Raw genomic sequence first — 12801 nt, forward strand, 5'->3', positions numbered from 1 at the left:
GCCTTTTGCGACGCACCATGCCGGATCTGGCCACATGACCCAACGGCGCCCGCCGGCCCCCGGGAAGCTGCGATCATCGGTTTTTCCGTCCAGAGAGCCGCCGATGCCGTCCTTCACCGCCCCTGACGCCCTGCGCCCGTTGTTGAGCGCCGCCCTGCTGGTGGCCTTGGCCGGTTGCTCCACGGCGGCCGCTCCGCCTGCCACGGCGGTGGAAGCCTCGGTCACCACCAAGGCGGTCGGCTATCTGGCCGCCGACGCCGTGCCGGCCAGCCTGGCCCTGGTACCGGCGCCGCCGGCGGCCGGGTCGGCCGGCTTCGCGCTGGACGAGCAGGTCAGTGGTGAAGCCCGCCGCCTGCGCGGCAGCCCGCGTTTCGCCCAGGCGCACCGGGACGCCGAACTGGGCTTCCCGGCCGGCGCCAACCAGTTTTCATGCGCGATCGACGTGGACGTGGACGCGGTGCAGACGCCGGCGCTGTACCGCCTGCTCGAACGCAGCCGGGCCGATGCCAGCGCGGCCACGCGCACCGCCAAGAAGCACTACCAGCGTGCGCGCCCGTTCATGCTCAACGGCGAACCGACCTGCACGCCGGAAGACGAGCAGGAACTGCGCGGCAACGGCTCCTACCCCTCCGGCCACACCTCGATCGGCTGGGCCTGGGCGCTGATCCTGGCAGAGATCGCCCCCGACCGCGCCGATGCGATCCAGGCACGCGGCCGCAACTACGGCGAAAGCCGCCTGGTCTGCAATGTGCACTGGCAGAGCGACATCCTCGAAGGCCGCTTCATGGGCGCGGCCGCGGTGGCGCGGCTGCATGACGATGCGGCCTTCAACAAGGACCTGCTGGCCGCGCGCAAGGAAATCGCCGCGGCGCGCAAGGCCGGGCGGCATTCCAGCCGCGACTGCGCGGCCGAGGAAGCGGTATTGAAGGTGCGTCCGGCGAGCGCGCTGTAAACCGAGCGCGGCGCGGTAGTGCCGGCCGCTGGCCGGCTCGTCGATGGTCGATGAGATGCGGCGGCGCCGGGCTTGTGGTCCCGGCGTGAGGTAGGCAGTGACTCCTATTGAAGATCGACCTTTTGTGCCTTGGCAATCAACACCCAGTGCCCATTCCCGCCCCTCACATAGAAGTAGCAATCGGTGCAGACGTAATAGCTGAGACACTCAACGCGTTGACTCCCTCTCCTCCACTCGATGTGCTCACGCCCTCGTTCACTGTTGTTGAACACGGGCTCCGCACGAAGTAACCGCGTGATCTCCGCCTCTGTTTTCCCAACGAAGGAAGCCGGATTGGCAGCATGCAGATCCAAGGCAAATGGCCTGGCAAGCAGCCGAGCCCAGCGAGCTTCGATCTTGTACCCCTGACGGAAAGGGACAGCGCGTAGTACGCGGACGAGCATTCGCCTGCTTCGCATCGATTGCAACGCACCAGATCGGGCCAGCAGTTTGAGAAACATGCTGACGAGACGCGAGATGGCGTCCAGCGGAAGTTCGAAGAGAAGGATCCAGACCATCTCAACAATTTCTCTCAAGTACCGCATTCTGAGCCCCTCTTAGCGTTGATACTGGCAGGAGGGACAGGGCGGCACGCTCGACGCAGCATCCCCAATTTCAGCGACTCTACGAGCAGCAGCAGGCACCCGCTCAACACCAACAGGGTGGTTGGGGCGATATCCAGATGGCGGACCAGCATCAGCGCAAACGGCACAGATGGCATCAACAGCATCAGCCGCAGCGGTATCTGCACGTATGCAAGATAGACACCGAGCCTGCTGCGCCATAGCAGCAACGCGCAGGAAGCGAAAAGACTCGCCTGCAATACCCAACTTGGCGCAAGGAACGTCAGTGCCATCCATCCATGGCTGTCCAGCACCGCGATCGAACCAGCGATGTCGTGGAGGTACGGCGTGCGGTCGTGCCGAAGCGCGGATGCCACGTAGATGAGTATCTGGGCCGCATCCATGCGGCCCCACAGCACCAGTGCCCAGCCATGTTCCGATGGTTTGCGTTGGGTAGGTTCCATCGTTCCAGCGGCCTCTGGGAAAGGCGCGCTGTGCCGCACCCGGTATTTGATGCGCCAGTATGCCGAGCGTAGGACGGTGCCGGGAATGCAATAACTTGCAAAGCGGGGCCCGGCATCACCGTAGTGCCGGCCGCTGGCCGGCTCTGCATCCTGTTGATCGGCACCGCGAGGAGCCGGCCAGCGGCCGGCACTACCGATATGGCGGTACCGATTGGCGGTCGGCGGTCGGCGGTCGGCGGTCGGCACCACGATGAAGGTACGAACAGAAAACGGCGCGGATTTCTCCGCGCCGTTCCTGTTTCGCAGCGTACCCACCAACGGTGGGTGCCTACCGCATCAGGTGCATCAGAACTTGGCGGTGAACTCCACGCCGAACGTACGCGGCTCGTTGAGGAAGCCGGTCAGGTTGTTGAAGTCGATCGCACCGACCACCCGCACCTGATCGGTCAGGTTGCGCCCGTACACGGCCACATCGTACTGGCCGTAATCCCAGTTGTAGCCCAGCCGCAGGCCGCCTTCCAGCGACGAACGGCTGCGGAACTCCGGCGACTCGTACAGGAAGAAGTTGACTGCGCTGCGATAGGCCCAATCGGTGTAGACGTACAGCTCGCTGCCGTCGGTGACCGGGAAACCGGCACGCAGGGTCAGGTTGTGGATCCACTTGGGCGCCTGCGGCAGCGCATTGCCGTTGACCAGCGCATAGGTGGCCCCATCGATGACCGTGGTCGGGTCGGTGATGGTGCAGCCGCCGCCACAGATCGCCACCGCCAGGTCCTTGTCCTTGATCTCGGTGTCGTTGTAGCTGCTGCCCAGGGTCAGCAGCACGTGGTCGGTCAGGTAGGCCTCGAAGTCCAGCTCGGCGCCCTGGCCGATGCTCTTGTCGGCGTTGAGCAGGGTGGCGGTGTTGTTGCTGCCGCCCACCGCGATCAGCTGCTGGCCATCCACGTTGTAGCGGAACACGTTGAAGCCCAGGCGTGCGCGACGGTCGAACAGGTCCGCCTTGATGCCGGCCTCATAGGAGATCACCTTCTCCGAATCGGCCTGCGATACGCCACCGAAGGCCAGCCGGCCCTGGATCGACGGCGCGCGGAAGCCCTTGGCCACGCGCGCGTACGCGTTGAGGTTGTCGGTGATCTGGTACACACCGCTCAGGTCCCAGCTGACGTCGTTGACGTCGGTCTTGGCGATGTACGGGCCGCTGACCGGGGTGCCGAACAGCACGGCCTGCAGCACGCTGGCGCTGAAGTCCTTCTTGTCCTGCGTGTAACGCACGCCACCGCGCAGCTTGAAGCGCTCGGTCACGTCGAAATCGCCGGAGGCGAACGCGGCCCAGGCCTTGTTGCGCTGCTGCTGGACCGCATGGCCGGTCTGCGGGTTGCCCGGGGTCAGCGAGTCGTAGTTGAAGCTGTCGATGGTGACGTCTTCATCGAAGTAGAACACCCCGGCCTGCCAGTCGAAGCGGCCCCACTCATTGGATTCCACGCGGAATTCCTGGGTCCACTGGCGGTGGCTGGGCAGGCCGTCGGCCGACTCCGAGGCGAACGGGATGAAACCCGGGCCGGAGTTGCCGGCGCCCAGGAAGCTGGCGCCGTAGCCGCCGTCGATGTCGCCATGGTTGAGCGATTCGGCGGTTTCATAGCCGGTGATCGAGTGCAGGGTGACCCGGCCCAGGTTCCACTGCAGGCGCGCGCTGCCGCCCCAGGTTTCCAGCTCGGAGAAGTTCTGGCCGTCGACCGAAACCTCGTCGCGGTCGAAGTTCTCGACCAGCTGGTTGGTGCCCGGCTTGAGGATGTTGGCGCGGAACAGACGCGCGGTGCCGTTGAGCTTGCGCTTGTGCAGGTTGAACAGGGCTTCGAAGTCATCGCCTTCGTACAGGAACTGCACGCGACCGGCCGCTTCGTCATAGCCTTCAAAGCCCTGGGCCGGCGCATTGGCGCGGGTATTGGTGACCCAGTTGTCGCGGCGCTGGTACAGCGCCGACACGCGTGCCGACCAGCGGTCGGTCAGCGGGCCACCATAGGCGGCCTGGGTGTTCCAGGTGTCGTAGCTGCCGTAGGCGACCTTGATGTAACCGTCGGCATCCTGCGAGGGACGCGCCGAATCGAACTTGACCACGCCGGCCGGGGTGTTGCGCCCGAACAGGGTGCCCTGCGGGCCGCGCAGCACTTCCACACCGGCCAGGTCGAACAGCGGGAAGCCCTTCAGCAGCGGGCTTTCCTGCACCACATCGTCATACACCAGCGAGACCGGCTGCGAGGCATTGAGATCGAAGTCGGTATTGCCCAGGCCGCGGATGTAGAAGCGCGGGAAGGCACGACCGTAGGACGATTCGATGTTCAGGCTGGGCACGCGCGCGGACAGGAAGCGGATGTCGTCGCCGGCCGAACCGAGCACATCGAGCTTTTCGCCCTGGATGGCCGAGATCGATACCGGTACGTCCTTGGCGTTTTCTACACGGCGCTGTGCCGTGACCTGCAGGGTGTCGAGGGCAACCGGATCCTTGGCGGCCGGGGCGTCCTGGGCTGCGGCCGTCAACGGCAGCAGGGCGGCGAGGGCGATGACGAGCGGGTGCACGGACGGAAACCGGCCGTGGGCAGTGCGGTTCGGGAACATGGCGATTAGGCTGTGTTGGGAGGGGTGGTGGACCGGCGCTACCAGACAATTGTTGCAGTACAACAACATGGCCGCAAATTGCGGTCATTCATTAGCAGACTCCGGCCAGGCACGGTGGGACACGCTTCCCGGTTTCGAACGCCGCCGGCCCAGCGGCTGAACATCGATCGCCCCGCCCTGCCCCGCCCTGCGGCCGCTTCGGTATGCTGGCGCCCTTCGATGCCTATTCACCTGCAGACACCCTGATGAAATCACTGCGCCGTACCCGCCTGACGCTGTCCGTTGCCCTGCTCGGCCTGCTGGCCGGCTGCGGCGGCGACCCCGTGCGCCCGACCCCGCCGCCGGCGGCCACCCCGGTGGCGCAGGCCAAGCCGGTCAGGATCGGCATCGCCCTGGGCGGCGGCGCGGCCAAGGGTTTTGCCCATATCGGGGTGATCAAGATGCTCGAGGCCAACGGCTTCGAACCGGTGGTGGTGTCCGGCACCAGCGCCGGCAGCGTAGTCGGGGCGTTGTATGCCAGTGGCATGGATGCCTTCCAGATGCAGTCCAAGGCGGTGGCGCTGGACGAAGCCAGCATCCGCGACGTGCGCCTGTTCTCCGGCGGCCTGGTGCAGGGCCAGAAGCTGCAGGACTACGTCAATACGCAGGTCGGCAACCGCCCGATCGAGAAGTTCAGCAAGCCGTTCGCCGCGGTGGCCACCCAGCTGGAAACCGGCGACCGCGCGATCTTCGTGCGCGGCAATGCCGGCCAGGCGGTACGTGCGTCCAGCAGCATCCCCGGCGTGTTCGAGCCGGTGAAGATCGGCAAGGGCAACTATATCGACGGTGGCGTGGTCAGCCCGGTGCCGGTGGACGCCGCGCGCCAGCTCGGCGCCGACTTCGTGATCGCCGTGGATATCTCCAGCAAGGCCAGCGGCAAGGCGCCGACCGGCATGCTGGGCATCGTCAACCAGTCGATCTCGATCATGGGCCAGCGCCTGGGCGAGCAGGAACTAGCGCGCGCGGACATCATCGTCCGCCCCAAGGTGCTGGACATCGGCGCGGCCGATTTCAGCCAGCGCAACAACGCCATCCTGGAAGGCGAGAAGGCCGCGATGGCGGTGATGCCGCAGATCCGCGCCAAGGTGCAGCAGTTGCAGCGGGCCCGCGCCGCCGCCCTGGCCCCGCCGCCCAAGCCCAAGTGCGAAGAACCGTCGCGCGTGGGCAGGCTGATGGGCCGCAAGGAGAAGTGCGAGGGGTGAGCGCCGGGTAGTGCCGACACTCGGTCGGCCCTGCCCCGGCATCCTCAGATGTGCATCGACGGCGCGGCGCGCACAGCGTTGTCCTGCTCGCGCTGTACCTGCTGGGCCTGCTCGCGTGCGCGCTGCTGATCCACCACCGCCAACTGCTGGAAGGACTGCTCCGGCGGCGTGGCGGTCGCCTGTTCGGTCGGCATGTGCGCGCGTTGATGCGCCGGGTCGCCCGGATCGCCCGGATCGCCCTGCACCACGAATACCCGCTGGCCGGGCGCGGTGTCGCTGCCCTGCACGCTCAACAGCACATGGTCCACGCGCTCCAGGCCGCTGCTGGCGGCCAGCGTGGTCAGGCTGGCGGCCATGCAGGCGCTGTGCGCATCCGGCGCCCGGCCCAGGCGTGCATCCAGCGCGTGCACGCCCTCGACGCACTGCTGGTACAGCGCGTGCTGCGGATGCCCGGCCTGGGTAGGATCGGTTGGCGCCGTGGCGCGGGCCTGCAGTGCCTGATTCGAGGCTTCCTGCGCAGGGCCGGCATCGGTGAACAGCCACGGGCTGGCCTGGATCGGGCGGTCGCGGTACGGGTCGTCCGGGTGGAACTGCGTGCGCAGCTGCTCGCGCTCCTGGCGCAGTGCGCGGCTGTCGTTGAGAACGTCGACCAGCGCCGGGTCGGTCACCGGCACCTTGACCGGTATGCGCGACTCGATCGGCGCCGGCCCGCGCCACGTGCCGGACTCGGTGTGGAAACTGTAGGTCTTGCCGTCGCGGTCGATCAGGTCCGGATCGGAATTGGGCGTGGGAAACAGGCCTGCGTTGGTCCGGGCCAGGCCCATCGCCGCCACATACGCGGTGGCGTCCAGTTTTTCATCGTTGTAGCGGTAGGCGAGGTTCTCGGTGGTGCTTGCGCCACGGGTGAGCCCCAGCAACTGGTTGTCCAGCATCATCGACCAGACTTTTTCCGCCTCGGGCTCGCCGCCATGGCGGCGGGCGGCTTCGAGAAGTTGGCGTGGGGTCCAGGCTTCGTTCTTGATGTCGTTGAGCGCAAAGGTTCGGTCATGGGCAAGCTGCACATCACGAACTGGAAGATTCAATGCCAGATCTGGACGTTGATTGTTGAAATGGCCTTCTCGAAGGATGAGATCCTGCTCGATGAGATCTTCTCCCACTTTCTGCCAGCCTCTCTCTCCAAGATGTAGCGCTTTCTCGCCTCCCTGCGCTTGGGCGAAGTGGTTCGCCGTCGCGCCTGGCGCGTTGTCGTTCCTTACAACACCAAGGGCAAGGGTGCCGTAGCCATCATTACCCTCCATCTGTGCAAGGTAGTTGAAGTAGAGCTCCCGGTTATCGGTCCCGACGTAGTACCTGAGCATTTCCAAATCGTGTTTGGCGAAGTCAGCCATCAGTGCGATTCCTTTCGTTCTTCAACGTTGAACTTCGTCAGCATATCTCGAGCACGCCGCTCGATCTCCTTCCAGTGGTCTAGTCCTTCCCGCGGGTAATCGACGAGAACCAAGGTACTCAGCGGCGCGATCATGAACGTGTGGCTGCACTTCGCGAATCCATAACCTCTGCTCTTGACCAGCTTCCCGTCATGGTATTCAACTCCAGATGACGTTACTTCGCGGGAAGTACATTTGATGACTGTCTGTACTTTGCCCGCATCATCTTTTTTTATGTACCAGTCCGTGTGCCTGTCGGGCGACATGACGCGTGCATCCTCGTTGTACCCTCTGCTCCTGTAGTACGCACGCACCAGATCCATGTTCACGAAGTAGGGACTCAAGTCGTAGAGCTTCTCGCCCGCGATGCGCGTCTCAAGATTCTCTTGCGGTTCGTCCTTTTTGTAGTCCATCGGAATGTAGCTGCGCCGCATGGCTTCGCTCAGTTCAATTCGATCGATGTACCTGTAGTCAATTGTGACCGTGCGGATGGACACATCCGTGGTCAATCCCATTCGCTCTCCCGGCTTGAACGGCTCCAGCGACGGGTACTCCAACGCCAGCGCGTAGCTGCCATCGTGCTCGGTGCCGATCTGGTTGTAGAAGTAGTTCTGCGGGATCTCCAGCAGATGCGGCCCCAGACAGGCCTGCTTGAGCGGCGCGGGGTTGGCGAACGGATCCTGCGGGCCGATGCTGCGCTGGCGGGTGCAGCCCTGCTCGTTGGTCTGGGTACGTTCTACCGGCTTGGGTTCAGGCTGCCGCGCACAGGCAGCCAGCGGCAGCAGTAACGCGATGAGCAGGCGGTGTGCAGGTAACGCCATGCGAGGGCATCCTCCGATGATGCGTGGTGCGTACAACTCTAGTCGATCGTGGCCTGGACTACCCGGGACTGGCGTCGCAGATGCGGGCAGTGCCGAAGGCCACAGCCCGCTACAGCGCCTATCACGTCAAGCTCATTCCAGCTGCGACAGTGGCAGCGCGCGGAATTCCTTCACGGTGCGCAGCACGAAACTGGAATTGACGTCGGCCACGCCGGCGGCGTTGAGCAGCTTGTCGAGCAGGAAGCGCGAGAAGTGTTCCAGGTCGCGCACGTAGATCTGCAGCAGGTAATCCATGTCGCCGGTCAGCGCATGGCAGGCCACCACTTCATCCCATGCCACCACGCTCTGGGCGAACACGCCGATGGCATGCTGGTCGTGCTTTTCCAGCTGCACGCGGACGAAGGCCTGCAGGCCCAGCCCGATCCGGCGCGGTTCCAGCCGCGCGCCGTACCCGGCGATCACCCCTTCGCTTTCCAGCCGCTGCACGCGGCGCAGGCAGGCCGAGGGGGACAGGTTCACCCTGCCGGCCAACTCGGCGTTGGTGGCGCGGCCATGCTGCTGGATTTCCGCCAGCAGGCGCAGATCCGTGCGGTCGAACTGGGTATCTCCGGCCATTGCTGCCCCGCAACATTAGGTGGACGCAATGATTTTGCGCCAGAAGCGCATATCCGCGCAACTTTGCAAACCTGTTGCGTGCGCCCTGCCCTAGCATCGACGGATGACTTCCCAGGAGACCGCCACGATGGAAACCGCCACCGCCCCCCGCCGCGTCGAACACCAGCAGACCGACAAGGGTTACGTGCCGGTGTACACCACCGCGGTGGTGGAACAGCCCTGGGACAGCTACAGCGCCGACGACCATGCCACCTGGAGCACGCTGTACCAGCGCCAGCGCGCGCTGCTGGAGGGCCGGGCCAGCCGGGAGTTCCTGCAGGCGCAGGACGAGATGGGCATGAATGCACACATGATTCCGCGCTTCGACCAGCTCAACGAGGTGCTGGGCGCGGCCACCGGCTGGACCCTGGTCGGGGTGGAGGGCCTGCTGCCGGAGCTGGATTTCTTCGACCACCTGGCCAACCGCCGCTTCCCGGTCACCTGGTGGATCCGCCGCCCGGACCAGATCGACTACATCGCCGAACCGGACATGTTCCACGACCTGTTCGGTCACGTACCGCTGCTGATGAACCCGGTGTTCGCCGACTACATGGCCGCCTACGGCCGCGGCGGCGTCAAGGCGCATGCGATCGGCCCGGAAGCGCTGCAGCACCTGACCCGGCTGTACTGGTACACGGTGGAATTCGGCCTGATCAATACCGATGAAGGCCTGCGCATCTACGGCGCCGGCATCGTTTCGTCCAAGGGCGAATCGCTGTACTCGCTGGAATCGGCCGCGCCGAACCGGATTGGCTTCGACCTGGAGCGGATCATGCGTACCCGCTACCGGATCGACACCTTCCAGAAGACCTACTTCGTGATCGACAGCTACGAGCAGCTGATGCAGGCCACCGCACCGGACTTCACCCCGATCTATGCCGCACTGGAACCGCAGGAGCACCTGCCTGCCGGCCAGGTGCAGGACGGCGACCGCGTATTCCACCAGGGCACCGGCGAAGGCTGGGCGGACGGCGGCGATGTGTGAGGTTTCCGGTCACGACCAACGGTCGTGACCTACCGTTGGCCGGTAATGCCCGGTCAACGCGGGTAGGCGAGCAGCACGACCAGATCCTCATCGCCTACCTGCTGCAGCGCGTGCGAACTGCCGCTGCGGGTGAGCAGCGCGTCGCCCGCACCAACGTCGTACTGCTTGCCGTCCAGCACATAGCTGCCCCGCCCGCTGACGATGTAATAGATCTCGTCCTTGTGCTGCGGGTGCAGGCCGATGCCGGCGCCCTTGTGCAATACGCGCTTGCGCAGCACGAACGGCAGGTCGGTGGCATCGGCGAAGAACGGGTACGCCGTGGTCGGTCCCGCACCGCCGTGCGGGCCGCGTTGGGACACGGCGACATCGCGCTCGTGCACGACCCACGAAGGTTTGCCCGGCGCGGTGCCCTGCCCTGCGCTGCGCACCTCGCAATCGATGTCGCGTTTCAGCGCCTGCTTTAGGTCGGGCGTCAGCGCGACCCAATCGCGCATCAGCAGGCACGCCACCGCGTTGGCGCCGGCCATGCTGAAATGGGTGCCGTCGGCCTTGTTCTGCTCGGGCACGAACAGGAAATAGGGCTTGGCGCCCTGCTCGCCCAACGCGCGTATCCAGCGCATGGAGCTGTCGTTGAGGTCGATCAGCGCGACCTGTTCGCGCTGGGCGAGTTGCTTCATCGCCTGGGTGTACAGCGCGTGCGTGTCCAGCAGCGAACCGAAGTCATACAGCAGCCGGGCCACCGGGGTGACCAGTACCGGCGTGGCGCCCTTGTCGCGGGCCAGCTGCACATAGCGCAGCAGGTACTGCGGGTAGGCGGTGGCCGGTTCGGTGTAGCGCGTGGGGGCTTCGCGCTTGGCGTCGTTGTGGCCGAACTGGATCAGCAGCACGTCGCCGCGCTGGAGCTCGGCGGCGATCGCGTCCAGGCGCTTTTCGTCGATGAAGCTGCGCGTGCTGCGGCCGCCCTTGGCGTGGTTGCGCACCTCCCACGCGGCCGGATCGAGATAGCTCTGCAGCGCCTGGCCCCAGCCGGCCTGCGGCGCGCGCTCGGGGCCGTACTCGGCGGCGGTGGAATCGCCGGCGATGAAAACGCGATGCGGGGCGCAGAGCGCGCCGGGCGCTGCAATCAGCAGGGACAGGGACAGCAGCAAACGCAGCATGGTCGTGCTCCTGGGTGGAGAGCTGCCGGCCAGCGGCCGGCACTACCGGGGTGCATCTGGGGGAAAGCCCCCTGTGCCAAGGGGCGATCGCGAAGCGGTGGGGGTTTGCAGGTAAAGGTCGCGCGGGCCCCACGGTCTGCAGCGCAAACCGTGGGAGCGCCAGCGCGCAGCGATGGCGTTACCGCGCCAGCCAACCGCCATCGACCGGCAATACCGCGCCGTTGACGTAGTCCGATGCGCTGGATGCCAGGAACACCGCCGTGCCGCCCAGGTCTTCGGGGGTGCCCCAGCGGGCCGCAGGAATGCGGTCGAGGATGGACTTGTTGCGGTCCTGGTCGGCACGCAGCGCGGCGGTGTTGTCGGTGGCCATGTAGCCCGGGGCGATCGCGTTGACGTTGATGCCCTTGCTGGCCCACTCGTTGGCCAGCAGGCGGGTGATGCCGGCGATGCCGCTCTTGCTGGCGGTGTAGGACGGCACGCGGATGCCGCCCTGGAAGGACAGCATCGAGGCGATGTTGATGATCTTGCCGCGGCCCTGGGCGATGAAATGCCGGCCGGCGGCCTGGGAGATGAAGAACGCGGACTTGATGTTGACGTTCATCACGTCGTCCCAGTCCTGCTCGCTGAAGTCCACCGCATCGGCGCGGCGGATCAGGCCGGCGTTGTTGACCAGGATGTCCAGGCCGCCCAGGCCGTCGATGGTTTCGCGGATGACCCGCTCCACCGGCTCGATGCTGATCAGGTTGGCTTCGATGGCCAGGCAGCGGCGGCCCAGCGCGGTGATGGCGGCGATGGTCTCGGTGGGCGGCTGGATGCCGGCCACGGCGACGTCGGCACCGGCCTGCGCCAATGCCACGGCGATGCCCTGCCCCAGGCCGGTATTGCCCCCGGTGACCAGGGCGACCTTGCCTTCCAGACTGAACGGATTAGCCATTGCGTATGTGGTCCTTGTCCAATGCGTAACAGACGCCGCCGGCGCTATGCCGGCGGCGCGCGGAGGTCACTTGAGCTGGCAGATGTCCAGCACGTGCATGTCGGTGTAATCCAGGTTTTCGCCGCCCATCGCCCAGATGAAGGCGTAGTTGCTGGTGCCGGCGCCCATGTGGATCGACCACGGCGGCGACACGACGGCTTCGTTGTTCTGGATGACGATATGGCGCTGCGCGTCCGGTTCGCCCATGAAGTGGTAGACGCGGTCGTTGGCGCCCAGGTCGAAATAGAAATAAACCTCGCTGCGGCGGTCGTGCAGGTGCGGCGGCATGGTGTTCCAGACGCTGCCCGGCTTGAGCACGGTCAGGCCCAGCAGCAGCTGCGAGGACTGGCAGGTGGCCGGCACGATGTACTGGTAGATGGTGCGCTCGTTGCTGGTTTCCAGCGCGCCGCGATCCAGCGCCACGGCGTCCTTGATCGACAGCTGCTTGGTTTCAAAGCGCGCATGCGCCGGCGTGGAAGCCAGGTAGAACTGCGCCGGGGTGGCGGCGTCATCGGAGGCGAACACCACGTCCACGCTGCCCATGGCCACGTACAGGCCGTCCTTCGGGCCGAGCTGGAACACGGTGCCGTCCACGGTGACGGTGCCGCTGCCGGCGCCGACGTTGATGATGCCCAGCTCGCGACGCTCCAGGAACGGATGGCCGGCGGCCGAGGCCGGCTCGGTCTGCTTCGGGAGCGACAGCGGGCCGTTGACCGGGGCCGCACCGCCGAGCACGAAGCGCTCGTAGTGGGTGTACTTCAGCGTCACCGCATCGGCGTTGAACAGGCCGTCGAGCAGGTACAGCTCACGCAGGTCGTCATTGCTGGCGCCCTTGATGGCGTCGGGATGGGTGGCGTAGTGGGTCTTGCAGTACATGGCGTCTCCAGAGCAGGGGTGGGGCGATGGATCGGC

General features: G+C 65.8%; 12 protein-coding genes. 3 read left to right on the plus strand and 9 right to left on the minus strand.

The genetic code is table 11. The features are described from left to right. Positions 1–103 precede the first annotated feature (103 nt). Positions 104–952 carry an acid phosphatase gene (locus IC535_RS01405; RefSeq protein ID WP_228884776.1) on the plus strand — a complete coding sequence of 283 codons (849 nt, stop codon included), beginning with the start codon at positions 104–106 and terminating at the stop codon, positions 950–952. 104 nt (positions 953–1056) lie between these two features. Here the strand turns inward: IC535_RS01405 and IC535_RS01410 are convergent, their stop codons facing one another. From IC535_RS01410 to IC535_RS01420, 3 genes are read right to left on the minus strand one after another with little or no spacing between them, the layout of a single operon-like run. Next, entirely contained in the window at positions 1057–1509 is a 453-nt protein-coding gene (locus IC535_RS01410) for a hypothetical protein (RefSeq protein WP_228884777.1), read from the minus strand. A gap of 14 nt (positions 1510–1523) precedes the next feature. Beyond that, the gene (locus tag IC535_RS01415) at positions 1524–2333 is read right to left on the minus strand and encodes a hypothetical protein (protein ID WP_228884778.1); all 810 of its coding nucleotides are present in this window, start codon (positions 2331–2333) and stop codon (positions 1524–1526) included. Between the two features lie 30 nt (positions 2334–2363). Then, positions 2364–4631: a TonB-dependent receptor gene (locus IC535_RS01420; protein ID WP_228884779.1), complete on the minus strand. Its 2268-nt coding sequence runs from the start codon at positions 4629–4631 to the stop codon at positions 2364–2366. Between the two features lie 245 nt (positions 4632–4876). Here IC535_RS01420 and IC535_RS01425 point away from each other — a divergent pair, with 245 nt between their 5' ends. Next, the gene (locus tag IC535_RS01425; protein WP_228884780.1) at positions 4877–5872 is read left to right on the plus strand and encodes a patatin-like phospholipase family protein; all 996 of its coding nucleotides are present in this window, start codon (positions 4877–4879) and stop codon (positions 5870–5872) included. Positions 5873–5916: 44 nt separating this feature from the next. Here the strand turns inward: IC535_RS01425 and IC535_RS01430 are convergent, their stop codons facing one another. The 3 genes from IC535_RS01430 to IC535_RS01440 form a co-directional block, all read right to left on the minus strand. Further along, positions 5917–7260, minus strand: coding sequence for an XVIPCD domain-containing protein (locus IC535_RS01430; protein WP_228884781.1), 1344 nt, complete (start codon positions 7258–7260; stop codon positions 5917–5919). Further along, entirely contained in the window at positions 7260–8120 is an 861-nt protein-coding gene (locus IC535_RS01435; protein WP_228884782.1) for a hypothetical protein, read from the minus strand. Before IC535_RS01435 ends, IC535_RS01430 begins: the two co-directional genes overlap by 1 nt. Before the next feature lie 132 nt (positions 8121–8252). After that, entirely contained in the window at positions 8253–8735 is a 483-nt protein-coding gene (locus IC535_RS01440) for an Lrp/AsnC family transcriptional regulator (RefSeq protein WP_228884783.1), read from the minus strand. A gap of 127 nt (positions 8736–8862) precedes the next feature. Here IC535_RS01440 and phhA point away from each other — a divergent pair, with 127 nt between their 5' ends. Beyond that, a complete protein-coding gene (gene phhA, locus IC535_RS01445) occupies positions 8863–9759 on the plus strand; it encodes a phenylalanine 4-monooxygenase (protein ID WP_228884903.1) in 897 nt (298 codons plus the stop codon). Between the two features lie 53 nt (positions 9760–9812). On the opposite strand, the gene IC535_RS01450 is transcribed toward phhA, so the two are convergent. The 3 genes from IC535_RS01450 to kduI form a co-directional block, all read right to left on the minus strand. Beyond that, positions 9813–10916 carry a GDSL-type esterase/lipase family protein gene (locus IC535_RS01450; RefSeq protein WP_228884784.1) on the minus strand — a complete coding sequence of 368 codons (1104 nt, stop codon included), beginning with the start codon at positions 10914–10916 and terminating at the stop codon, positions 9813–9815. A 178-nt stretch (positions 10917–11094) separates the two neighbouring features. After that, positions 11095–11850: a 2-dehydro-3-deoxy-D-gluconate 5-dehydrogenase KduD gene (gene kduD / locus IC535_RS01455; protein ID WP_228884785.1), complete on the minus strand. Its 756-nt coding sequence runs from the start codon at positions 11848–11850 to the stop codon at positions 11095–11097. 66 nt (positions 11851–11916) lie between these two features. Continuing rightward, positions 11917–12765 carry a 5-dehydro-4-deoxy-D-glucuronate isomerase gene (kduI, locus tag IC535_RS01460; RefSeq protein WP_228884786.1) on the minus strand — a complete coding sequence of 283 codons (849 nt, stop codon included), beginning with the start codon at positions 12763–12765 and terminating at the stop codon, positions 11917–11919. Positions 12766–12801: the final 36 nt, after the last annotated feature.

This window comes from Stenotrophomonas rhizophila, from assembly GCF_020857975.1.
Classification (GTDB): Bacteria; Pseudomonadota; Gammaproteobacteria; order Xanthomonadales; family Xanthomonadaceae; genus Stenotrophomonas; species Stenotrophomonas rhizophila_C.